Origin of the sequence: Pilosibacter rotomagensis (assembly GCF_045062245.2) — a bacterium.
GTDB lineage: Bacteria > Bacillota > Clostridia > Lachnospirales > Lachnospiraceae > Pilosibacter.
In genome coordinates this window covers 710,046-733,674 of sequence record NZ_CM170323.1, presented here as the reverse complement: position 1 = coordinate 733,674, position 23,629 = coordinate 710,046, and the positions used below count along the sequence as shown (strand labels likewise).

The window sequence follows — 23,629 nt, the reverse complement described above, 5'->3', positions numbered from 1 at the left end:
ATGCTTTCTATTTTTTGATTATAAACTTGCCGGTAATGATACTATGTTAATTTATCTCTTTCGCGTAACCTTTGTTGCAATATACACATGCACCATTCACCCATTTGTGAGACATTTCAATCGTCTCAACTTCATAAATGCTTACTTCTCCACAAATTAAACATTGTTTGTAATTATATACATGACGTGTCGCACATTTATCCCAGTCATTTCATCTTCATATCCATAGTACTGGGGAGAACCCCAACTATGAGTATGAGCGGCAAATACAGTCATTGGAGCAGCTACAATTCCAGCTACTACTGAAAGTGCTAAAATAGATTTTCTTAAATTCATAAGTTCCTCCCTTTCCTTAAAAATACATAGCTCTTTGTTACATTGTCATTTTAACATAATAATTGGTAAAATGCAATAATTTATTTTCTATTTACGAGAAAATACTGTGCATATTATCTTATTTAGGAATAGTTAAGGCGGCTACCTAAATCTTTTTATTACTTTACCGCACATGAGCATTGGCACCGGGGTTGTCGTTGCCGTAGCCCTCCAGCAGGTTGATGGCTCCCCAGATGCCGAGACCGGCACCCAGTGCGATGACAAGAGTCTGAAGAACGGTTACTGCGCTGTTGAAAAATGCCATAAATGTGTACCTCCTTGTACGATGCGCCCTTGCGGGCTAATGAATAGTGATTTTCCATCTGCATGTGCACCTGCAAATGGGCAAACATATAGCCAGGTCTCCAATCCCAATCAGAAACCTGGCTATGTAAAGAGGCGGAAGCTCGCCGCCCCTTATCTTATTCTGTTACCAGCAGCGTACCCATGACATCTTCGTCACCGGAACAAACTTATTTGGCATGATCTGCATCAACTACTTCGTACTTATCACCGGGCTTGAGCTTCAGCCGATGATCGAGAAACGTCTCGATGCTGAACGTGTTTTTCTTATCAGCACCGGCAGTGAGCTTGTAGTTCGGATGCTGGGTCAGATCGTATTTATCTGACTTGAACGGTCTGACACCGCGCAGCTGCAAAATGCACTTTCCGCCATCCAGCACAGCCAGTTCATCCACCGAAGCCAGGTCATGCCCAACCTTTTGGTAATTGGTGCCGTAAGATGGGCTGTTGCCTCTGGTATCGGAAGTGTTGTACAGATCAATCGTTTCTTTTCCCAATGCCTGATTCAGCTCTTTCAGCGTAGTCGGCTCCGAACCGCCAAGGAAAATACGAGAATCCATATTGCCGATGATGGTATCGGCATTGTCCTTGTAGATTGCCTTCAACTGGCTCTGTGCCTGAAGTACCAGACATGCCGAGATTTCTCTTGATCGGATGGTGGCTACCAGCTTTTCCAGATTTGGAATCTGACCAATGTTCGCACACTCATCAATCAGGCAGCGCACATGCACCGGCAATCTGCCGCCGTAAATATCATCCGCTTTCTCGCACAGCAGGTTAAACAGCTGTGTATAGATCATCGAAATCAGGAAATTAAAAGTCGGGTCTGTATCGCTCATAATGAGGAACAGAGCCGTTTTCTTATCTCCCACCGTATCCAGCGACAGCTCATCGTACATGGTGATATCGCGGACTTCCTCAATATCGAAGGGAGCCAGACGTGCACCGCAGCTCACCAGAATCGACTTTAAGGTCTTGCCAGAGACGAAAAGTCAAGGACTTTTTCATCAAATTCAAAAAGAAGTCACATTTTGCGGACTTCCTCACGGAGCAGACGCTTGATTTTGTCCTCCATCGTCTCTTTTGCGGTCTGGCTGAAATGGACACGGACGATATAGGTTGTCTTGCCGATCTGCTTTCTGACAGTCGGGCAAGTGGCGGTGTTGGTTGCGGTATTGTTCATTCAAAATCCTCCTGTAAATGAAAAATGCCCGGTGACTGTTCATCATCGAGCGGTGTCGGTATGAGGGAACAAGGCAAGGCGGCAACATTAAGGTATCTATAAAAACCTTGCCGTCTTTGCCATGCTTGCCGTGTTCCTGTTGTCAGTCTCGGAGATAGCAGACCCATGCTGTGCCGTCTTTCTCGGTCACAAGTCTGTCCCCGATACGGCTCTTTGCCGTCCTCATGGTGCGTGAGGAAATCCCACGCTCATTGACTGCCTTTTCCAGTTCTGCGCTCGGCATACGCTTTCCGTCCGCAAGCAGTTCCAGAATGAGCATTTGCGCCTGTGCGGTCTTGCTCTCGGTCTTGGCGGTGTCCGTCCCGGCAAGAAGCTCGTCAGCGGTAATGTCATAAGCTCCTATCCACGCAAACCCTTTCTCGTCTCCCAGAGAAAAGGCAATGGACTGTCCGGGCGGCGCAAGGGAGCTTTTCTCATGGATCAGCACCCTCGTTGTGGGGCTGTCCTTCAGCTTGCCGATAAAGAGCAGACTGCGGACTGCCGCCGTAATGTCGATAGACCCTAATCCCCGGTAGGTGCTTTGCGTTCCTGCGGCTTTGTTGAGGTGTCCGATCAGCACGATAGCGCACCCGGTAGCCTGTGCAATGTCTCCCAGACTGCGGAATATCGGGCGCACCTCGTTTGCTCTGTTCATGTCCACATCTGCACCCAGAAAAGCCTGTACCGGGTCAATGATAACCAGCCTTGCGCTGTTTTCCCGGATTGCCCTTGCTATGCGTTCATCGGCAAGGGTCAGCGGTGTGTCTCTATCGTCAATGACAAGCACTCGTTCAAGGTCTGCGTCTGCTTCTATCAGTCGGGGCTTGACGGTATCACCCAGACCGTCCTCGGCGGTCTGATAGATGATATTGAAAGGCTCAAGTGTCTCCATACCGGGCAAAGGCTTTCGATTGGTGCAAGCCGCCGCAAGGCGCATGGCAAAGTAGGTCTTGCCCTCGCCGGGATTGCCCTGGATAATTGTCAGCTTTCCAAAGGGGATATACGGAAACCATAGCCAATCCACGCTCGTCAGCTCCACATCTGCCATGCGGAGCATGGGGACAGGCTGGGCGGTGGGCAGCTCTCGCAGCGTGATTGTCTCGGCTATGAATTTGCGGCTGGGAATGTCCCCTTGCTGACGGAGAACATCGTTCCAGTCTTTCCTTACCGGGACAAGGCGAATGACGGCGATCTCGCCGGGAATGTCCTGTGCCAGCCGGGTGCAGGCTTCACTTCCTGCGGTGTCGCTGTCAAGGCAGAGGAACACTTTTCGGATGTCCTTGCGTTCAGAAAGAAAACGGTCAAGGGCTTTGCCTGAAACGCCGCCCAGGGCAAGGTAGCTCCTTGTCTGCCAGTCCTGCGGATAAAGGCAGATAAAGGACAAAAGGTCAATCGGTGCTTCAAAGACAAAGAGCTGGTTGCCGTTTCCCTCATAGTGGAACGGATAGGATTTGTCAGACCCGGCAATGTCCTGTCTGAATGGGTCTGCCGTTCCTCGCACATGGGCGTATCTCGGCGTACCGCTTCGGTCTCTGCCGACAAACACAACATTGTGCCGCTTTGCGTCCTCGTAAATATCCCCGGAAAGAAGAAAAGCCTCAACAAGCGTTTTGTTGAGACCTCGGCTTTCTGTGAGATATTGGATTGCTCTGTCGGCTGTCCTGTTGTGCAAGGGCAAGTGAAACGCTGTGGGCGGTGCTGTGCTGGCTTCGCTCTGTCCCTCGGCGCTTTCGCCGGTTAAGAGCTGGACTGCTTCGGGAAAGGACTTGCCGTAAAACTCCATGACAAAATCAATAGGATAGCCGCCCTTGCTCTGGCTGTGGCGAAACCATTTGTTTCCCCGGACGGTCAGGCTGTCATGTTCTTTCCAGCGGTATTCCCGTCCGCTTTTGATAAGTGTCTCTCCCTGTGTGCGGAGAAAATCTTCCAGACTGACGGCGTTTGCCCGGTCGATCTGTGCTTGGGTGTACTGCATGGGCGTCCTCCTTACTTCTTGAAAACAGCGCATCGTCTGCAAATGCCATGCTCACGCTCGTCCAGCGTGTAGGGGCAGTTCGCACATTCCTCGCCGTACTGTCTCATGATAACAGGCAGATAGCCCAGCTCCTGCAACATATCAATCTGGCGGTCGGTGAGGGTGGCTTCAAAGGCAAGGCATTTCCGGGTGTGTTCGTCCAGCTCGATCAGGTCGGAAAGCGGTCTGCCATCGGTCAAAGCTTCTCCGCTCAAAATGCGTTTTGCCGTTCTGCGGATGGGGTTGTACTCGTTCTTCCAGTCGTATTTTTTCATCGTGTCATATCCTCCTTTTTCTGTCGTGTTTGGGGTCGATTTTGGAGCTTTTGTTCCTCTGTACGCTCGTTAAATCGGGCGGCAGTATCTACACATGACTTGACCTTCCAAAGGCGGTGTAAATCGTCTCTGACGGTCTTAAACTCGCCATAGGTGGTGTTGTGCGCCTGTTCCAGCTCGTCATACTCGTCGGACAGCTTTTTCATATCCACCTTGCCGTCTGGGAACTCCCCGGTCAGCTTTCGTCTGGCGGCGTAGAACTGTATCAGTTCCGCTTCATGCTCTGCCTTGTACTTGGCTCTGGGCTTCTCAAGCTTGATTTTCTGCAAGCCGTCATAGACAGGCTTCAAGTTCTGGAAAGCGGCGGAGCTGTCATAGAGCCGCTTAATCGCTTTCATTCGTGCCGTCTGCTCATCCAGCGTTTTCTTCAAGCTCTCTGTGGCAGCACTGTGTTCGCTGACACGGCTTTCCAAATCTTCAAGGGAGTAAATGCCATTCCTCCGAAGATAATTGAAAGTCTCGTTCATCTCCTTTAGATTGCTGATTTTACCTTTCTGGGAATACGCCCCGGCTCTGCGCTGGGTGTAATAGGCGTTCAGCAGAGAAACAAGGTCGGGTGCCTGCGGCTTGGCAAGCTCCACCTTTGCTTCGGCAATCCAATCAAACAGGAGAGCGATTTTCTTCTTAATGTCCCGGATAACGGCATTGGTGGCTTTGATCCAGCGGTTGAACTCGCCTTTCTCGGTGCGTATGCCCTTCTTCTCCATTGCCCGGACGGTTGCGCCCTCATGGACGGTGGGAAGAAGCTCCACGCCCTGACGCTCATAGCTTCGGTGGTCGATACTAACGTCAAGCCCCTTTTCAGCAAACTTGGCGTTGCATAGCTCCGCCCATGTCTGCCGCCAGTATTCCAGCGTTTCGGGACTGCCCCAGTCGGTAGTGGGAACGGCGTTAAACACAAAGTTTCCATCTGCGTCCCGGATACGGTTGCCGTCCTCGTCCAGCTCGTAAACTCGGTGCTGCTTACAGCCCCATTTGCCGTTCTGCTCGATGGGACGGATGGGGCAAAGCACATGAAAATGGGGATTGGGTATGCCGCCGTCCTCTCTGTCTGGCTGGTGTACAGCGAAGTCAACCACCATGCCACGGCTCACAAACTGCTCCAATAAAAATTGCCTTGCAAGAGCGATGTTTTCCTCAAGGGAAAATTCATTCTGCAAAGCAATGTCAAAGCTGTATGCAAGCTGTGCCGTCTTTCCACGCTCGGCTTTTTCCACGGCGTTCCATAGGGTCTGACGGTCTGCGTATTCTTTCGGTGCATGGGACGGCAGGAGAATGTCGGAGCATATCACGCCGCCCTTGCGGGTGTAGTCGCTGTATTCGCCATAATACTCGCTATACAATCGCTCCCCGGCACGGTAGGCGGCAGAAGCAATAGCGGACTGTCCTGCGCTTCGCTTAGTCTGCGTGACGCTCAGATGAAATAGTGCCATCGGCTTTCTGCTCCTTTCCTCTGCTCGCTTGGTTGATGTGGGTAATCGCCATGTGACGGACGGCTCGCTGGACTTCGGGCAGAGAAAAGATGTACTCCATCAGCTCCGTCATTTCGGTGCGTGTGAGATCTTTGAACTCCGGGGCAAGGCTCTCAATCGTGCCGCCCAGATTGCAAAGACGGTGGGTGCGCTTTTGTCTCTCGCCTTTCTCCAGATACTTCTTTCTGTTCTCCAGACGCTCCAGCTTGTGCTGTTCCTGTGCAAGCTGTGTCTCGACCTGTTCCTTTTCGGCTCGGAGCTGTTCAAGGTTTTTCGGTTTTGCCATTTTTCGTGACCTCCTTTTTTGAAAATGGGGATAAAAAAAGACCGTCAACTTTTCGCAGATTGCGACCAGTCAACGGTCAGTTTTTCGGTATTCAGTTGTTGTGTTCAGTTCGGTAAATTGAAGTTGGTCAAAGTTGTTGGCGAAGATATTCCACAACATTTCCATTCGTATCATAGAAACAGATGTTTCCTACATTGAGGGGCAGGACAATGGCGAAAGGCTTGCCACTATCAATATCAATCACCTGAATGTCGTTGCCATCATCTACTTCAAGTCGAACAATATTTTGGGTATTCATTGAGATAAATGCCCTTTCGTTATTTCCCTCAACAACAAACTCTGCAATGTAATCATCAACCTCAACTATATCTCCACCACCACGGAAGAAATATCCAAAAGACAAGCCAGGGCGATTTACATAGACAGAAAAAGTGTGGTCTGTCTTGTCCTGTGGGTAAGAAATAAATGCAGCCATTGTGTCGGAAATGCTTCCATCAACAATCCAATCATCCAAAATTTTTTGAGATTGGCGAATGTCTGCTTCTAAACTGTTTGCGGTTTTACCAATGTCATTGTTTGCATAAAGGAAACCGAAAACCAACACACAAGCCAAAATAACACCCAAGAGGATTATGGGTAATTTCTTTTTCATAGAATCACACTCCTTTATCAAATTAAGATTCTTGATTTTCAAACTTGCTGGCGGCGAACGGTTTGTCAAAACCGTTTGCGGACGGCAAGTCCACAGGGGATAGCCGCTTTAGCGGCGCAAGGGGGTGTAGCCACCTTGACGGAACGAAGTGACGCAACATTCTCGGTCATGCAGTTTTCTTCTGCTGACGGAGAATGAAGCTCCGCAGGGCGCACTACTCTCGACAGAGAGTATAGAAGTGCGCCCTTTAGTTCCTAAAGGGGTTTGCTCCGGCTTAATTTCTCGACAAACTGCAATTAGTCATTTCAGTAAGTATTTTCCGAGTCCTATCTGAATCAAATATAGGACAAGGATATGTGCTGGATAAAAAACATAGAAGAAGTATTTTAGCTTCAGTTTACCACGCTTTCCGTTGTATAGCAGAATAAGCAAGCAGGCAAGAAGCGTACATAAAGGCGGTTGATTCCCCGTTGTCCCCATGTAAGCCAAAAGGAACAGCAACACTTGATAGATTCGGTGATTACGGCAAATATAAAATGCTGATATGAATAAGATCCCCTGCATACCGTAGTCACAATGGATTCCTTCCGCAATGCCGGAAAAAAGCACTACACTGAGAACTTGCAGGACTGCTGATTTTATTCTATCCACCGGTAGGTCTGATTTACACGAAAATCTTTCAAGGCATACCAATGTCAATAAGCCTAAAAACAAGGTGAAAAATACATTTTGATACTTCAAGTAAAACGGAAATGTATCTTCCATTCGTGAATACGCACTAAAGAAACCTATGTCAAATGGAACTTCCGAAATAAGGGCAAATGCAAGCATCAACCCAATATAGCGTTTTTTACTTCTTGTGTGTTGGAATCCTTCTGCCAGCAAAAAACAGAATAGCGGAAAAGCAATCGTCCCAATGCTTTGCAAATCAAACCGTATGAAATAATCTATCTCTCGGAATCTCTCCCACGACATTTGCCCGTTATCTGCCATAGCCCCCCAGTAGTTTGATAGCAGCCATTGCAGCACAATTTTACATAGATGGTCAATAAGCATTGTCAGTACAGCAATAACCTTTAGCGAATTTCCTGAGAGAAATTGAATGCGATTTATTTTCCTATCAAGGCTCATAAAGCAACCTCCTACCAACTTCCAATTCTACGATTTTTCGCATTCAAATTATACCATAAAACTCGTGAACAATTCTATCGCAACTTTGGAATATATGAGAAAAGTCCGAACAGTTTTCTGCCCGGACTTCCTCACTCAATCATAAATCAATTCTGCTTTCACAATCTCCTCTGCCTGTGCCTTGCAAGCGTTCATCTGCCGCACCCATTCCATTTGATTATCGGCTTTCAGTTGCTCAGTCACACCGTTTTGCTCTGCCAGTGACCGCACGATCAGCTCCATGCGGTTTCGTGCCGCTTCGTCAATCTCGGCACAATGTTCAAAGAGCTTGTCGGATAGCACCAGTTCATTGAACAGTATCGGGCGGTGCATTTCCAGATACGCCTTGCGAAGTCTGCCGTAGTGTCCGATGGGCTTGGTCTTGCGGATAACGATGTTCGGGATAAGATAATCGCCGTTCTGTGTGTAAGTGATATTCATGCTGATTGTACTCCTTTCATTGGCTCTCTCTGCGGTAAGCTGCTGACAGGGACGAACACGCCCTTTGCAATGTCCTCTGCACGAATGGCGGCTTTCTTGGCTTCGATTTCTGCCTTTTTCCGCTCCTTGATTTTATCCTCGTATCGCTTCTGCGCTCCGCTGGCTTTACGCTTCAAGTAGTTCTGATGAAGTCTGTCCTTGCGTTCCTCTCGCTTGCGGATTTCTTCTAATTCCTCCGGGGTCAGCTCCACTTCTCCAAACGCCGGGGGAACGAAACGCCCAACAAAATTGAAGTAAATCTCAACCTCCTGTGTGGTCTGTATACTTCCTTTGCGGTCACGCTCATGCACAAGAATTTTCTCGATAAACTCGTTGAGCATGGCAATGGTCAGCTTGTCGAAGTTCTCATACTTACCAATCAGAGCGATAAAACGGTCAGCGTCCTTTTCGTGCTTCTCATAGCTCTTGACAGCCTTTTCCAGAACAGAGATTTCAGCGGTAAGCTCGGACTGTTCCTTTTCGTATTGAGCGTCCAGAGTGGCGTATCTGCTGTCGGACAGCTTGCCTAAAATGTTGTCCTCATAGATTTTGCAGAGCAGGACTTCCAGCTCGGAAACTCTCTGCTTTGCTGTGGCAAGGCGTGTCCGCTGTTTCCTGACCTCTGCCGTCTGCTGGCTGGACTGTGCTTCCTGCACCACACGGACAAACTCGGCTCTGTCATGCTTGGCATATTCGGCAATAGCTTTGAGCATTTCGGAAACAAGGGACAGTACCACATCTTCATTGATACGGTGCTGTGTCGTGCAGAGCTTTCCAACTGGGACTTTGCTGTATTGGGAACAGGTATATTGAGAAATACGCTTGCCGTTGTTGGTACGGTGGACATACATCTTGCCGCCGCAATCGGCACAATAAAGCAAGCCTGTGAGGGGAGCTGCTTCGCCCCAGCCGTCCGGGTAGCGTCTGACATTCCCACGGATTTTCTGCACAAGGTCAAAGGTCTGCTGGTCAATAATGGCTTCGTGCGTATTCTCAAAAATCGTCCATTCGTCCTCCGGGACATAATGGCTTTTCTTGTCCTTGAAGTGCTTTCGGGTCTTGAAATTGATGGTGTGTCCCAGATATTCACGCTTTTCAAGAAGGTTGCAGATGGTGGAAGAACCCCAGCCGTACACATCTTTGAAAGTCTTATTCTTGTTCACGCCCTCGCCGTGCTGGGCAAGGTAAGCGGACGGAATGAGAATTTTTTCTTCTTTCAGCTTGCTGGCGATCTGATACGGACCGTAGCCCTCAATCGTCATGGCAAAGATACGCTTGACCACCTCTGCGGCTTCGGGGTCAACCAACCATTGGTCTCTGGCTTCGTTCCAGAGATAGCCGTAAATGACTGTGCCTGTGAGGTGCTTGCCGGACTTGCCTTTGGACTGGAAAGTGGAACGGATTTTACGGCTGGTGTCTCTGGCGTAATACTCGTTCATAATGTTGCGGAAAGGGGTAAAATCATCGTCCCCTCTGGCACTGTCCACGCCGTCATTGATGGCGATAAGGCGAACGCCACGCTGACGCAGGATTTCCATAATCTGACCGACTTTCAGATAGTCACGACCCATGCGACTCATGTCCTTGATGCACAGATACTCCACATTCCCGGCTTCAACCTCTTTCATCATTGCCAAAAATCCGGGACGGTCAAAGCAAGTACCACTAATGCCATCGTCCGTGAAATGGACAATGTTCGTAAAGCCCTGCCGTGCGGCGAACTCCTCCAACATAGCCTTTTGATTGGAAATGGAATTGCTCTCACGCTGTTGGTCATCATCTTTGCCAAAGTCATCACGGCTCAGTCGTTCGTACAGAGCTGTGATTTTCTCGTTTTTTCTCATAACTTGCGCTCCTTTCTTCGGTTTTAGGTTGTGTGTTCTAAGAGACTTCCCAACCGCTTGATTAAGAAGTCTTTTAGAGCATACAACACCGGCGGCCAGCTTATATTTCTTATACTGGCGCACCGCAAAGTGATTTGGCTTCTCGGCTTCCAGTGCATCAAACATCAGGTCTACGGGGTTTTTGAACTCCTCGTCATCCTCACGGACTTCCATGGCATTGATGAACTCAATGAGGGTGGAGAAGTTCTGCTCCTCCACCGGAGCCTCATAATGGATATAGCCAATAAGCGCGCAGTACAACAAGGTTTCTGCTTTTACCCAGAAATCGTCTCCGGCCTTGCCTTCGCCTTTGGTATTGGCGATCAGCGTTGTTACCAGCTTCAAGATGTCCTTTTCGCTATGGATATAGGCGAAAGGGTTATAGTGCATGGACTTCTTGAAGTTGATTGTATTTAGGACCTTGATTCGGTACGGCTCATAAATGACCTTGCCGTGCTTATCCTTCATGGGCTTTCCGTCCTTCCCCAGCTTGGGCGCACCCCTTTGGAGCATTTTTCCGCACTCCACCAGAATTGTTCCCTTCGGGTCCGTCACAACATAGGAGCTGTGCATCTGCATCAGGTTGGGTTTCAGCCAGAATCGGGTCTTACCGGAACCGGAGCCGCCAATCACCATTACATTTTTGTTTCTGGCAGTCTTGGGGTCCTTGGGGCGGCTGTTCATGGTCAGGCTCTCCGTTTTCGTCAGAATCACATTGTTCTGAAATACAGGATCAACGTAAGGTGCAATATCCTCACGGGTTCCCCATGAAGCGTTTTGTCAAGTGCTTTTTTGAGTTATTGACGCAAATTATCGTGAAAGTGCGAAAGTGCAAAGTGCAAAGGGTCTGCGTTTTGCACTTTCAGCTTGCGGGTTCGGGTGGCTGCTTCTTCTTGATGAAGTTGTACCATTGACCGCCGACACGCCTTGCGCCTAAAATGCCGCCCATGTTGCGCTTGGCGTTCTGTACCGTCCTTTCGGATATTCCGGCTTCGGCTGCGGCTTTTACAATGTCCTCACTGGCAAGCTCTTTCCCGTCTGCAAGCAGGTCAAGTATCAGCCGTTCCGCCTGTTCGGTCTTGGTGGCGGTGTTGCCGCCCGCGCCGGACAGCAGCTCGTCGGCGGTGATGTCGTATTCGCCTATCCACGAAAAGCCCGTTTCCGGGTCAAGGCAAAAGGCAACGGGCTTGCCCTCCGGCGCAAGGGAAGATTTGTCATGGACGATAACGCGCACATTCGGTTCTCGCTTCACGCGCCCGATCAGCAGGACGCTCCTTGCTGCGGCGCGGAAGTCGATAGAACCTAAGCCCCGGTATGCGCTCTGCCCTCCGGCAGCTTTGTTGAGATGTCCGATAAGGATAACGGCGCACCCGGTACGCTCGGCAACATCGGCAAGGCGGCGGAACATGGGGCGCACTTCGTTTGCCCGGTTCATGTCGGTTTTTTCACCCATGTACGCCTGTATGGGGTCAAGGATAATCAGCCGTGCCCCGTTCTGCATGATTGCCTTTTCTATGCGCTCATCGGAGAGGGTAAGCTCCCGCTTGGCTTCATCAATCACAAGCACGCGGTCAAGGTCGGCTTCTGCTTCTATCAAGCGTGGCTTGACGGTATCGCCCAGCCCGTCCTCGGCGGTCTGGTAAATCACTTGGAATGGCGGCAAGGATTTCATTCCCGGCAGCGTTCCCCCGGTGGTGCAGGCGGCGGCAAGGCGTAGGGCAAAAGTGGTCTTGCCCTCGCCGGGATTGCCTTGCACAATGGTTACTTTCCCAAAGGGAATATACGGCTCCCATAGCCATTCAACGGTTTGCGTGTCAACCTCGCTCATGCGGATAATCTCAACGGTTTCTTCCTGCGGCGGCTCTTTCAAGCCGTAAATCGCTTCCCGGATATACTTCCCGTCCGCGATTTCTGCCCGGTGCTGCAATACCTCGTTCCAGTCCTTGTAAAGCGGCACAAGGCGGTGGACGGTCAAGCCCTCCGGCACAAGCTCCGCAAGGCGGCTGCAAGCATCGTTTCCGGCGTTGTCGTTGTCAAGGCAGAGGTAAACGGTTTTGATGTTCGGACGGTCAGAAAGGAAACGCAACAGGGCTTTTTCGCCCACGCCGCCCAACGCCAGATAGCTTTGCTTCTGCCAGTTCTTTTTGAACAGACAGAGGAAAGATAACAGGTCTATCGGGGCTTCAAAGACAAACAATCTTTCGCCCTCGCCCCGATAGCAGAAGTTAAAGGCTTTGCCGCTGCCTTTCACATCAAGCCGGAAGTTCCCGGCTGTGCCGCGTTGGTGGGCGTATCTTGGTATGCCGTTTTCATCACGCCCAACAAATACGGCGTTATGGTGGGCGGCTTCCTCGTAAATATCTCCGGTGGAAAAGAAAAAGCCCGACACATCTTCATCAATGCGGCGGGCTGCTGTGAGGTAGTTCCTCGCTATGCGGTTGTCGGTGCTGCGGGGCGGTAGCCGGAAGTCATAGAGGGACGCAGGGCTTGGTCTGTCCGGCAGCGGGGCGGCTCCTTTTTCGCCTGTCAGCAGTTCAACGGCTTCGGTGAAGCTCTTGCCGAAAAACTCCATGACAAAATCAATGGGTGCGCCGCCCTTACTCCGGCTGTGTCTGTACCATTTGTTTCCCCGGACGGTCAGGCTGTCGTGCCGCTTCCAGCGGTACTCCTGTCCGGCGCGAGTAAGCTGCTCGCCCTGTGATTGCAGGAAAGAAACAAGGTCAGCTTGGTTGGCGCGGTCTATCTGTTCTTGGGTGTAATACATAAAAGTTCAACTCCTTTCAGCGGTCTATATCATGCCGCTTGGCGCGGTTCTGTGTCTGTTCCGGCTGGTCGGCGCGGAGTGCAATATCCACGCATTTGCGGATTTTTTGAAGCTCGGCAACCTCGGCGCGGGTATCTTTCAGTTTGGTATAATCGCTGTCCCTCTGCGTTTTGAGGTCAGCATATTCCTGTTCCCATTCCGCAATAGGCAAGGTCTTTGTTCCTTTCGGCAGATTTGCATGGAGATAGCGGTTTGCCGCGTCCCATAGGGTAAGCTCGGCGCGGCGGGCTTCCGCAAACTTCTCCTGTTTTCCTTTCCAGCGGATTTGCCGATACTCGTCCTGTATGGGCTTGTAGGTTTGATAATTTCTGCCGTACTCCATGAGCTTTTGCAGTTCTTTCATGCGCTGCTCGGCGGTTTTCATTCCCTCCCGGATTGAATAGGCTTTATCACTGACAGAGGAAAGAGAAGCGTCCAGCTCGTCAAGATTAGAGATACCATGCTCGGAAAGATAGTTGACCGCTGCCGCTATGGTTTTCAGTTCGTCGGCTGCGTGTTGGTGCTGCCAACGCTGCGAATACTTCCGGCTCTTTTCTCTCTGAACGCTCAAATACTTCATCAACAGATTTGCGAGGTTGGGAGATTGCGGCGGCTGTTCTGGGGCGGTTTCCCACGCTTTGAACAGGTCGGCAATCCACTCTTTGAGCTTTCCAATCTGCGCCCGGATTTCCCGGATAAGGCGGTTTGCCTTTTGGATATTTCGGTTCAGTTCGCCTTTCTCGGTGGCGATACCTTTCTTCTCCATTTGGCAAGCAGCCACGCCCATGTGGACGGTGGGTATCTCGTCTATGCCGCGCTCGGCGTTGCTGCGGTGGTCGATACGCTCCGGGCTTCCGTTCCTCTCCAAAAAGTCGTTGGTAAAGTCAGCCCATGCCTTGCGCCACAAGAGGGTGTTGCCCTTGTCGTTCCAGCCGGTCAGGTCAACTTTGTGCGTCTTGTATCTGCCGCTTGGCAAGCGGATACGCTCACCGTTCTCGTCAAGGTCATATTCCTTTTTGGACTTCGCTGTCCATGTGCCGCACTCGTCAAGGGGGCGCATGGTAAGCATGATATGACAATGGGGGTTGCCGCTGTCGGTGTCATGGATAGCAAAATCCACGCACATTCCTTTGGAAACAAATTGAGAGGAACAGTATTCCCGGACAAGCCGTATCTGTTCCTCTCTGGATAATTCTATGGGGAGCGCCGCGTCAATCTCTCTGGCAAGCTGGGCGTTTCCGGCTTTCTCGTAAAGCTCCACGCTGTTCCACAAGGTTGAACGGTCAGAGAAAGAGGGCGGGGCATGGGGCGGCAGCATGATTTCTGTATGGACAACGCCGCCTTTGCGGGTGTAGTCATGGGTCATTCCGTCCCATTCGTTTGTCAGCTTTTCACCGCTTCGGTAGGCGGCTGCGGCAACGGCTGATTTGCCTTTTCCTCGGCTCACAATGCCGATGTTCCAATGGTAAATGGCTATGGGTATCACCTCCCGGATAGGATAATAAAACCCGCAAAAATGGTACAGACGCCAACAGCGGGTGTACTGTTTTTGTGGGTGTGCAGGGATAGCCGCGAAGCGGCGCAAGGGGTGCAGCCCCTTGTTGCGGCAAAGCCGCCATATCGGAGCGCGGGGAAATCTCCCTGTGCGGAGACAAGCCCTCGGCAGAGCGCACACGCCCGTAAGGGTGTATAAGTGCGCCCTTTGTTCCAAAGGGCTTTATCCGGCGTTCCCGTCCTCGGCTCGTTTTTTCAGATATGCCCGCGCTTCCTCGCCCGTTAAGGCAAGCCGGAGCAGGTCGGCGGCTTCCTCGTCGGTCATGATCTTGGCTTCCGGCACAATGCTCTCAAAGACTGCGCCCCGGACGATAAGACGGTGGCTGCGTGTCCGGCGTTCCTCGCGGGACAGTTTTTGCCGCAACATCTTTTCCCGGTTCTCATACTGCCGGATTTTCTTCTTGCTGTCCTCAATCTCGGCGGTCAGTTCTTCGCGGGTTTTCTCTCTCGGTTTCGTCATAGGTGGTCGCTCCTTTCTGCCTGTCGGCATAGAAAAAGGACAGTCGATTTCTCGGCTGCCCTTTTGGGTGGGTATTAAGTTTTATTGTGCGCTGTTTTATCTTACCCTTATTGTTTTGACACTTTACTTAAACGGGATATTTCATCATCATTATTCAATAATCGTGTTGATAGCAGACTGTACCGCTTTATATCTCCCCTCATTTGAGTGTGCCGCTAAACAGGTAATTAAATATGCTTTTCCATCTTTTTCATACAGAACAACAATGTTATAGGAAGATGCCATTGTTCCTGTTTTCATTCCTTTAACATTTGCATTATAGTACGGTGAATTTTCATCTAAAAATTCATTTGTATTTTTCCATGTAAATTCACCTTGCGGAGTTTGAATTGAAAATTCGCTTTTTCCAATACATTCTTTAACAAAATCGTAGTTAAGGAGCTTCAACGCTACGCGGTTAATATCATCTAAATGAGAGTCAGCTTGCATAGACGCGCCACTTGGGTCATTATATAAATTTGTTTTGGAATAGCCTGCTTCGATTAAATACTCACTAAGTTCTGTCATGAAATAATCTATATATTCCGTTGCTGTATAACCTTCGCCTAATTCGTTTTTAGCGATATGATATGCCAACGCATAGGCTGCGTCATTTCCGGAAGGAACAAGCATAGCCTCCATGATTTGTTTAACTGTGTATTCCCCAGCATACAGATTTGCTAAAGATGAACCCGCCGGAACAAGTTCTAATACCTCTTGATTTACTTCAACAATATCTTCCAAATCTACTTTTCCCAAAGCATAATCAATGGCAAATAGTTTTGCCAAACTTGCGACAGTGGGCAACTGGCTATCGCCCTCATAAAATAAATATTCCTCCTGTTCAATATCATAAACAGAAAATGAAAGAGCGTCCTGCGGAATGTTAAGCTCATTCGTACTTAGTTGAAAATCAATTTTTTTATAGATGTCCTTTAAGAAATCAAAACGATAAATCCCTGTTTTGTGTAGCCCAATTACTGCAACAAATGCTATAAACAACACTGTTACAAAAGCTATTATCTTTTTACATTTTCTATGCTTCTTCATATTTTTTCTCCCACGAATTTATATCTGCCATTCTGTGCCTTTGAGAAAAGTATAGCACAAGAATATGAACAAATCCACATTATTTCAACAAGTTTGTAGTGCTGTTTTCTCTGGCATATCGCCGCGCTGCTTCCCGCCGTTCCTCGCTGTATGGGGCGGTCAGACGGAAAGAGAACCGCCCCTTGCGGATTTCAAACTCCATGCAGCCCGTTTCGGGGTCTGCGTCGGTCTGGCAGCACTGGTCGGGGTACTGTCCGGCGTAGGCGGCAAGCCGCTTCTTTAAGTCGGTGTTGTGGGTGCGGATATGGATAAGGGGGTCTTTCTCGTCAAACCATATATCGGTGGTCTTTTCCTGCTTCGTAAGCCCTGTTCTCATAAACTCTCCTTTCTGCGCCCCCTGTTACGCAATAGGGGCATTTTTCGGGTGTTTTTCCCGGCTCTTGATTTGGGGAAAATGAGGATTTTCAAATAGAAACCGCCCGGACAGGGAATGGTTCGTCAGGGCTGCTGTTATCGCAAGATTTCTGTTTTTTCCGGCTCTTGACCGTCAGATGCGGATAAACGCGTACTGTCGGCAAGCACCAGTTTGAGCAGCTTGTCGCGGAATGTTTCTGTGCTGCTTTGATTGAAAAACAACTCCGCAACAATGGTCTGCCCGTTCCTCTGGGTCGTGATGATACTGTCGGGGGTCTGTTCTGCCATAGGCGGCTCCTTTCTTTGGGCGCAAAAGAGGGATTTCCCGTAGTTCGGAAAATCCCTCTTGGTTGACGGTTATTCTGTTTTACTGTGTGGGCTGTGCGGCGGCTGCCTGCGCCTTTCTCCTTGCCCGGTATTCCCGCGCTTTCATGCGGTCATACTCCCGCTGCTTTTCAAGGTTTCGCGCCCGGTACTCCCTTGAATACTGCCGGTGGTATGCGCGGCTCTTTTCCTTTTGGGCTTCTTCGATTTCCTCCCGCATTTGCCGGATTTCCTGCTCGGTCGGCTCTGCAAGCTGTGTCACTTCATTCTCAAACTTGCCGATATAATTGAAATATATGCTGATGTGCTGGATTGCGTATCTCGCCCTTTTCTGGTCGCGCTCATGCACTTCAATCCTGCTGATAAACTCGTTGAGAATGGCGGGTGTAAGGTCGGTAAAGGCAGCATGGCGTTCCGTCAGCTTCAAAAACTTCTGCGCCCGTCCTCCCGCGTTCTCATAAGCGGATAGCTGCTCTTGGAGCGTGGCAAGCTCCGCTTTCAGCGCATAGTATTCTTCCGAATACTTCTGCGACATCTGCTCATAACGGTCTTGTGGGATCGTGCCGAGGGCATTGTCCTCGTAGAGCTTATTCAGCACCTTGTCAATCTGTTCAAGGCGCGTCGTGATTTGCGGAATACGCTTCTGCTGCTTCTTGGTCTGGTCGGTCTGCTGCATGGCAAGGTTCTTTTTCACTAAGGCTTCAAACTCCGCCCGGTTGCTGATGGAATAGTCCTCGATTTTCTTCAGCACTTCCGCGATGGTCTGCATGAGCAAGTCCGCGTCCATGATGTGCGGGGAATGGCATTTGGGGTTCTTGGCTTTCCCCTTGTGGTACTCGCTGCAATAGGCAACATGGCGCTTGCCGCCGTTCCGGTAATCAATACGAATGTGCATTTTTGCACCGCAGTCCTTACAGAAAAGCAAGCCGGACAGAGGGTGGATTTCCCCGTCCCCGTTGGGGCGTCTGACGGATGCGTTTTCCAAAATCCGCTGTACGGTTTCAAAATCGCTGCGGCTGATAATCGGCTCATGCACATTTTCTGTGATGTGCCACTGGCTCCGGTCTACATAGTGGTTATGTTTATCCCGGAAATGCTTTGTAGTCTTGAAGTTGACTACATCGCCGCAATACTCCTGCCGTGTGAGGATATTGGTCAAGGTGGCTTTGTTCCACTTGCAGCGGTTATCCTCGTTGAGCGTCTTATTTTTACAAGTTCCCCGCCCCCGGTCTTTCATATAGAAAGTGGGGGTAGGGATTTGCTCGTTTTTCAGATGCACGGCGATTTGGTTGCGGTTCTTCCCACCGATAAACAGACGAAAAATCAAACGGACAACCGCGGCGGCTTCCTCGTCGATTATCCAAAAATCCTTGTTGTTCGGGTCTTTGACATAGCCGTAAGGGGCTTCGGTGACAATCGGCTTTCCGCTCATGCCTTTGGTCTTAATGCCTGTTTTCACTTTTTTGCTGATGTCCTTTGCGTACCACTCCGACATGATGTTGATAAAGGGCGCAAACTCCAGCGTGTCGGGCTTCTCGCTGTCTATGCCGTTGTTGACCGCGATAAAGCGCACATTGTTCCGTCTGAATATCTCCATCGCGTTGCCGACTTGGAGATAGTCGCGCCCCCAGCGGGTAAGGTCTTTCATAATGCAGACACCGATTTTCCCGTTTTCCACATCGTCCATCATGCGGGAGTAGGCGGAACGGTCAAAAAACCTGCCGCTTTCGTCATCGTCGATGTAGTGCCGGATATTGGTTAGGTGCTGCCCTCTGGCATAGTTCTCCAAAAATATTTTTTGGTTCTGTATGCTGTTGCTCTCGCCGCCGTCCCTGTCCTCGTCGCCCACGGAAAGGCGGGAGTAAAGGGCTGTAATTTTGCTATAATCAGTCATGTGCATAACCTCCTGTGCGTCCATGTATGTGTCATTTACACTTAAAATTATGCACTCCAGCGGGCCGAACCATATTCCAAACCATGTCGATATTTCTTGGCGTTCTTGCTTTTAAGATACACCGCCAGCCTCAGACTGCCTCCACAACACAGTCCTACCAACAAGTCCAATGGATGCAGGCTTGGCCAGAAACTTTGCAGCGCCCCAGGCAGAACCGCAATCAGCGAAAGAAACTTTTCTGAAGCATCCGCCCCTTGTGCCATTCGCCATGCCTCTCCAAAATTGGTAGCAAACAGCCCCAGCAGGATATACGGCATATTCAGCAAAATGAGCTTTTTGATGTCCAATGTCTTTTTCATCGTTCCAGCTCCTTTCGCTTGGTGCGATCCACCACAGCATTTTTAACCATCTCTTTGAACTGGTTAAGTTTTGCCAGTACGGACGGGCGCTCTGTTTTCGTTGCCTTTTTGACCTTTTTGTTGGTGTACTCTGTAAAAGCTGCTGTCAGAGCATCTGCATCACGGCCTTTGAAAAAAATCAGGTACTTTGGCGGAGAACTGCTGCGGTCCTTTTTCACCGCATAATCCACACCATATTTCCGGGCGATTTTCTCAAACTCCTTGATAGAGGGGTCTGTGATCTCAATGTTGGATATTCCCTGATTCTGCCCGACAAGCTGCTTCACAGTCTGTTTTCCATGCGGAACAACCGGCGCATCACGGCTTCTCTGTTTTTCCAGCTTCTTTTCCTTTCGATGTGCCATGTACTTGCTTATGGCAGCCTTAAACATTCTGCCGGTAAACTTTGTTCCACTGACAACCAGCGTCAAAGTTCTGTTTTCCACTTCTTCCTGCATTTTCTCGCCTCCTTTCCACGAAGTTTGCAGGGAATCTCTTTTTTTGCTAAGGCGGAACCACCAGCCGCCGCAGAAGATAACGCTTCATACCGCCCTCCTTAGCGTAACTGGTCAGAACGGTCATAGTGCAGATTGCCCTGACGTACCTTTGCGTGGCTCAAAATCTTAATCTGCCCCTTTTCCTGACTATCCAGCGCTTTTTCATAACCGGTATCCGACAGGAACAGGCGGGTTCGTTCGCCTTTCCAGCCAACAGGGGAATCGTTCGTCAGCACATCAAAAATAATCATGTGCCGGGTGTCCTCCGCAAAACGCTGGAGATCCATATATCCATGACCGTGATAATTCTGCGCTCCTGCCTTTGCCCGCATTTCTTCCATCAGCTGCCCTATGGTCTTTCCCTCAGACATCATGCTTGCTCCTTTCTCCCGGCAGTTCCGGGCAATAAAAAAGCGACCATTTACCAGCCGCCATACAGATCGTGATTTACTTGTGAGGTGTAATGATTGCTTATCGTGGTCGGTGCATTGAACAGAACGGTCAGAAGATACTGCTTCATGTTACGAATTTCCGTGGTGTTCTTCTGTAAACAGTCCATGACAAACTCAATGTGCGAGTTATCCAGCTTCAAGAATCTGGAACGAACGATTTCATGCGGAAAATCACTTCCTGCAATACGGGTGGTCTTTCGCTTTGCACAGACCGTTTCCACGATTAGCTCCACAATCTCATCCAAATCCTCCCGATAAGTTTCATACTGCTGACACAGGTATTCATACCCGATATTCTCCTGAATCAATTCCCGATAACTCTCTATCTCTGTGAGTGACATCGCATCCCTTCCTTTCCGTTCCGGCAGACAATCTGCCGCGCAATCCCGGAAGGGAATGGAATCGGTACTTGATCCATAAATATTTTGTTTTTGAGTATTTGATTTCTCTATATTTAATTCTGCGGGCTTTTCCGTATCCGGTTTATCCATATACGGGTTTTCCGTATCTGGTGAATCCGTATCCGGTTTTCTAAGCTGTGGCTGCTCGTATATGACATACTCTGTATCGCTGATGCGTCCCTGCCGGTCACGCAGCTTGTGCCGTACAATATAACCGGCGGCCTCCAATTCCCGCAACGCAGCGCCTATGGCATCCACGCCCTCCTTACAGATCTTTGCAAGACCACGGGTGGTGTAATTCCAGTCCTCTGGCAAAGACAGCATCATGGAAAGCAGCCCCTTGGCTTTTAACGACAGGTTTGCATTTCGTAAATGATGATTGCTCATCACAGTATAATCACGGGTCCGTTCAATGCGAAAAACGGCCATCGACCTCACTCCTTCCGAATTTTGGGTACAAAAAAACCGCAATCCTCATTCCAAAGAATTGCGGTGTTCAACACTTTTCAAATTTTCTTGCATAGAACCAAAACAGCGGCTTTCGAGGACGCGCCTCTGTAAATGGCTCCTCCTGGGCGAAAGGAAGTGTTTGCATCACTCGGTCAATATCCGTTGATTCCATGTCATGCTGAGATTTGCAATCTTCCCGGATTGCTTCTTGAATTTCCTTTACCGTACACATAGTCATTCCTTTCCTTTCGCTGTATGGGTTTATGAGCGGCGGCGTTTTCCCGGTTTGAAATCGAGGATATGTCCCTCAATCACACGAGCGTAACGCTTGATCTTAATCTCCCGACGCTGCTGGCTTTGCAGGGCAGCCTGATACCCGTCCTCGGTCAAAAACAGCCGCATTTCCTCTCCGGGGCTGCCGTAAGCTGTGCTGGGACGCAGGACGGAAAACTCAATCATCCAGCGTGTGTTATCCCAAAACCTCTCCACGGCGAGAATGTTGTGTCCTTTCAGCTCACGGGCTGAAATATCCATCATAGGCGGCTCCTTTCATCGTTCCTGGTCTCTCTGACGCTTTTTCTGCCATGCCTCCAGCAGCTTGATGATGGTTTCCTGCATCCGCTGGGGCGTATAGCTTTTAGGAAAATACTTCCGCAAGGTGTCAGAGGTAAATGTCACTCGGTCCAGATCGCTTTTCTTTTCCTCACCCATGATGACACGCATCATATCGAGGGTCAGATGCCCCTCCTGACTGTATTTTTTAAGCCGCTGGGCTTGAGAAAGAGAAGGGGTAGCCTGTTCGCTGTCCATCGCGTCCAACAGGTCTACCTGTTCCTCCTTTTTGAGAAAGGACAGCTCATAAGCAGGATTTAAGGCAATTTTCTTTTCATCCACCATGTCCATCAATTCAGGAATCAGCTCTGTCAGACGGATATAGCGCTGAATTTGATTTCGACTTTGCCCCACTTGTTCAGCAAGCAACTGGTCTGATCGCTTTTGTGTCCCAACTTGGGACACATTTTCTTTACTCGGTCTGCCAGCCTGTCTTTTCATGGCATCCAGTTTCATCTTGTAAGCAAAGGCTCTTTCACTTGGGAGGAGACTTTCGCGTTGCAGATTGCTGTCAACCATAATGATCGTGGCGGCATCATCATCTAAATCCCGAACAATGACCGGCATGGTCTCCTTTTCTGCCAGCTCACTGGCTCTGTGCCGCCTGTGTCCGGCCACCAGTTCATAACCACCCTCCGGGTCAGGGCGGGCAATCGCAGGAACCAGCACACCATACTGTTTGATACTGTCTGCGGTTTCCATCATTGCTTCGTCATCCTTGACTTTGAATGGGTGGTTCTTAAAGGGATGCAGTTCAGACAGCGGAATCTCCTGAATCTTTTCCAGCTTTGCATCCTGACGGCCTTCTTCGGTGGAGAACAGATCATCTACCGAGGCCAGCTCTATTTTTTTCGCGCTGCTTTTCAAGTTTCAACACCTCCTTCGTCAGATTTCGATACCCCTCTGCCACCTTGCCGCCAGGGTCATGGGCGAAAATACTTTTTCCCTCTGCGCTGATTTCCTTTGCACGGACAGAATGGGGGATCTCTGTGCCGAATACTTTGATCTTGCTGCCATAGGTCTCCCGCAGGAGCGCGGAAATCTCTTTGGCAAAGTTGGTTCGGCTGTCCACCATCGTCAGCAGGATACCGTCAATCTGGAGCTTGGGGTTGATTTGCCTCTTTACCTTGTTTACCGTGGAGAGCAGCTGTTCCAGCCCTTTAGCGGGCAGATACTCTGCCTGAACGGGAATGATGATCCTATTCGCAGCCGCCAGCGCATTGACCGTAAGCATCCCCAACGAAGGCTGACAGTCAATCAGGATATGGGAATATTGTCCCTTCAGTGTGTCCAGGTATTGCCGTAAAATCGTTTCACGGCTCATGGCATTTACCAGAGAAACCTCCATACCGGAAAGCTGAATATCCGCAGGCATCAGGTCAACGCCTTCTGCATGATGCAGAATACCTTCTCCGGGGCGTATAGGCTGATCCATCAGAATTTTGCCCATTGCATCCGACAGTGTAAATGGCAGCTTGTCCGGTTGCGGATTTCCCAAGCTGATTGTCAGGCTTCCTTGTGGGTCCCCGTCGATCAGAAGCACTTTCTTTCCGGCCTGTGCCAGACCTATTCCCAAGTTCGCACAGGTTGTTGTTTTGCCAACGCCGCCTTTCTGGTTGGCGATGGCGATGATTTGCGTGTTCATTGACTTCACCTCATTTCTAATTATTGCTGTTGCTTCTGGAAATAGAAAAAGCCGCCACTTCAAAATTAACAGTGAAGTGACGGCTCTTTCTATCGCCGGAATACGAGTTCCTGAAATGAAAAAAGCACCCAGCATTTATACTGTGTGCTACATCAAATTCATATTCAATTATTCAAATTAGCTCAAACTATGCCAAACTGCCACAGCCAAAAAACGAGGGGAAGGAGGGCTGAAAAGCACCCCAAAAATCGGCTCTCGGTTAACCACTTTGGGAACCACTTTCCCCTCTTTTTGCCCTCTTTTTAGCCAGTTAACCACTTGCGGACCACTAAAAATTGGATGAAACCGGCTCTCGTTTTGCCAAATTTGGTCAAACCATATCAGCCCGTTTAGATATAGCAAAAGCCCGGAAAACCTTGATTTTCCGGGCTTTTTGAACCATTT

The 23,629-nt window shown here is 49.6% G+C and carries 23 protein-coding genes and 4 pseudogenes; all 27 read right to left on the bottom strand.

Annotated features, from left to right (window positions below):
• Nucleotides 1-156: 156 nt before the first annotated feature.
• Nucleotides 157-336, bottom strand: a complete 180-nt coding sequence (locus ACI3EW_RS03225) for a hypothetical protein (RefSeq protein WP_243004561.1) — start codon at nt 334-336, stop codon at nt 157-159.
• Nucleotides 337-511: 175 nt separating this feature from the next.
• Nucleotides 512-640: pseudogene (locus ACI3EW_RS03220) on the bottom strand (Maff2 family mobile element protein); the annotation flags it as partial.
• Nucleotides 641-848: 208 nt separating this feature from the next.
• Nucleotides 849-1,661, bottom strand: a pseudogene (locus ACI3EW_RS03215) (VirD4-like conjugal transfer protein, CD1115 family); the annotation flags it as partial.
• A 41-nt stretch (nt 1,662-1,702) separates the two neighbouring features.
• Nucleotides 1,703-1,861 carry a transposon-encoded TnpW family protein gene (locus tag ACI3EW_RS03210; RefSeq protein WP_006428300.1) on the bottom strand — a complete coding sequence of 53 codons (159 nt, stop codon included), beginning with the start codon at nt 1,859-1,861 and terminating at the stop codon, nt 1,703-1,705.
• A gap of 142 nt (nt 1,862-2,003) precedes the next feature.
• Nucleotides 2,004-3,875 carry an AAA family ATPase gene (locus ACI3EW_RS03205; protein ID WP_117861105.1) on the bottom strand — a complete coding sequence of 624 codons (1,872 nt, stop codon included), beginning with the start codon at nt 3,873-3,875 and terminating at the stop codon, nt 2,004-2,006.
• An 11-nt stretch (nt 3,876-3,886) separates the two neighbouring features.
• Complete coding sequence (locus ACI3EW_RS03200) at nt 3,887-4,189, bottom strand: hypothetical protein (protein ID WP_485663267.1); 303 nt, start codon at nt 4,187-4,189, stop codon at nt 3,887-3,889.
• Nucleotides 4,186-5,682 (bottom strand): MobQ family relaxase, encoded by a 1,497-nt coding sequence (mobQ, locus tag ACI3EW_RS03195; protein WP_060457860.1) that lies wholly within the window; start codon nt 5,680-5,682, stop codon nt 4,186-4,188. Before mobQ (ACI3EW_RS03195) ends, ACI3EW_RS03200 begins: the two co-directional genes overlap by 4 nt.
• On the bottom strand, nt 5,648-6,007 hold the full coding sequence (locus ACI3EW_RS03190) for a DUF3847 domain-containing protein (RefSeq protein WP_055191773.1): 360 nt from the start codon (nt 6,005-6,007) through the stop codon (nt 5,648-5,650). The genes mobQ (ACI3EW_RS03195) and ACI3EW_RS03190 overlap by 35 nt, the downstream gene beginning before the upstream one ends.
• Before the next feature lie 127 nt (nt 6,008-6,134).
• Nucleotides 6,135-6,659: a hypothetical protein gene (locus ACI3EW_RS03185; protein ID WP_485663266.1), complete on the bottom strand. Its 525-nt coding sequence runs from the start codon at nt 6,657-6,659 to the stop codon at nt 6,135-6,137.
• 300 nt (nt 6,660-6,959) lie between these two features.
• Complete coding sequence (locus ACI3EW_RS03180; protein WP_025483373.1) at nt 6,960-7,790, bottom strand: TraX family protein; 831 nt, start codon at nt 7,788-7,790, stop codon at nt 6,960-6,962.
• A gap of 135 nt (nt 7,791-7,925) precedes the next feature.
• Nucleotides 7,926-8,270: a TnpV protein gene (locus ACI3EW_RS03175; protein ID WP_033119194.1), complete on the bottom strand. Its 345-nt coding sequence runs from the start codon at nt 8,268-8,270 to the stop codon at nt 7,926-7,928.
• On the bottom strand, nt 8,267-10,153 hold the full coding sequence (locus ACI3EW_RS03170) for a recombinase family protein (RefSeq protein WP_330378750.1): 1,887 nt from the start codon (nt 10,151-10,153) through the stop codon (nt 8,267-8,269). The genes ACI3EW_RS03175 and ACI3EW_RS03170 overlap by 4 nt, the downstream gene beginning before the upstream one ends.
• 60 nt (nt 10,154-10,213) lie before the next feature.
• Nucleotides 10,214-10,969, bottom strand: a pseudogene (locus ACI3EW_RS03165) (type IV secretory system conjugative DNA transfer family protein); the annotation flags it as partial.
• A gap of 85 nt (nt 10,970-11,054) precedes the next feature.
• Nucleotides 11,055-12,956: an AAA family ATPase gene (locus ACI3EW_RS03160; protein WP_405581014.1), complete on the bottom strand. Its 1,902-nt coding sequence runs from the start codon at nt 12,954-12,956 to the stop codon at nt 11,055-11,057.
• 16 nt (nt 12,957-12,972) lie between these two features.
• Entirely contained in the window at nt 12,973-14,481 is a 1,509-nt protein-coding gene (gene mobQ, locus ACI3EW_RS03155) for a MobQ family relaxase (protein WP_405581017.1), read from the bottom strand.
• A gap of 231 nt (nt 14,482-14,712) precedes the next feature.
• Nucleotides 14,713-15,009, bottom strand: a complete 297-nt coding sequence (locus tag ACI3EW_RS03150) for a DUF3847 domain-containing protein (protein ID WP_405581020.1) — start codon at nt 15,007-15,009, stop codon at nt 14,713-14,715.
• Between the two features lie 150 nt (nt 15,010-15,159).
• The gene (locus tag ACI3EW_RS03145) at nt 15,160-16,098 is read right to left on the bottom strand and encodes a serine hydrolase (protein ID WP_040219241.1); all 939 of its coding nucleotides are present in this window, start codon (nt 16,096-16,098) and stop codon (nt 15,160-15,162) included.
• A gap of 79 nt (nt 16,099-16,177) precedes the next feature.
• Nucleotides 16,178-16,474 carry a hypothetical protein gene (locus ACI3EW_RS03140; protein ID WP_405581023.1) on the bottom strand — a complete coding sequence of 99 codons (297 nt, stop codon included), beginning with the start codon at nt 16,472-16,474 and terminating at the stop codon, nt 16,178-16,180.
• Between the two features lie 134 nt (nt 16,475-16,608).
• Nucleotides 16,609-16,800 (bottom strand): transposon-encoded TnpW family protein, encoded by a 192-nt coding sequence (locus ACI3EW_RS03135; RefSeq protein ID WP_405581026.1) that lies wholly within the window; start codon nt 16,798-16,800, stop codon nt 16,609-16,611.
• A 79-nt stretch (nt 16,801-16,879) separates the two neighbouring features.
• Nucleotides 16,880-18,754 carry a DUF4368 domain-containing protein gene (locus ACI3EW_RS03130; RefSeq protein ID WP_483880006.1) on the bottom strand — a complete coding sequence of 625 codons (1,875 nt, stop codon included), beginning with the start codon at nt 18,752-18,754 and terminating at the stop codon, nt 16,880-16,882.
• 32 nt (nt 18,755-18,786) lie between these two features.
• A pseudogene (locus ACI3EW_RS03125) lies at nt 18,787-19,089 on the bottom strand (recombinase); the annotation flags it as partial.
• The gene (locus ACI3EW_RS03120; RefSeq protein WP_007886614.1) at nt 19,086-19,586 is read right to left on the bottom strand and encodes a PcfB family protein; all 501 of its coding nucleotides are present in this window, start codon (nt 19,584-19,586) and stop codon (nt 19,086-19,088) included. The pseudogene ACI3EW_RS03125 and the gene ACI3EW_RS03120, both read right to left, overlap by 4 nt.
• A gap of 98 nt (nt 19,587-19,684) precedes the next feature.
• Nucleotides 19,685-19,996 carry a DUF5720 family protein gene (locus ACI3EW_RS03115; protein ID WP_008728385.1) on the bottom strand — a complete coding sequence of 104 codons (312 nt, stop codon included), beginning with the start codon at nt 19,994-19,996 and terminating at the stop codon, nt 19,685-19,687.
• Nucleotides 19,997-20,046: 50 nt separating this feature from the next.
• Complete coding sequence (locus tag ACI3EW_RS03110) at nt 20,047-20,907, bottom strand: DUF6017 domain-containing protein (RefSeq protein ID WP_007886611.1); 861 nt, start codon at nt 20,905-20,907, stop codon at nt 20,047-20,049.
• A gap of 282 nt (nt 20,908-21,189) precedes the next feature.
• Nucleotides 21,190-21,465 (bottom strand): DUF5720 family protein, encoded by a 276-nt coding sequence (locus ACI3EW_RS03105; protein WP_005335947.1) that lies wholly within the window; start codon nt 21,463-21,465, stop codon nt 21,190-21,192.
• Nucleotides 21,466-21,477: 12 nt separating this feature from the next.
• A complete protein-coding gene (locus ACI3EW_RS03100; protein ID WP_014078513.1) occupies nt 21,478-22,407 on the bottom strand; it encodes a ParB/RepB/Spo0J family partition protein in 930 nt (309 codons plus the stop codon).
• The gene (locus ACI3EW_RS03095; RefSeq protein ID WP_004797470.1) at nt 22,364-23,185 is read right to left on the bottom strand and encodes a ParA family protein; all 822 of its coding nucleotides are present in this window, start codon (nt 23,183-23,185) and stop codon (nt 22,364-22,366) included. Before ACI3EW_RS03095 ends, ACI3EW_RS03100 begins: the two co-directional genes overlap by 44 nt.
• Nucleotides 23,186-23,629: the final 444 nt, after the last annotated feature.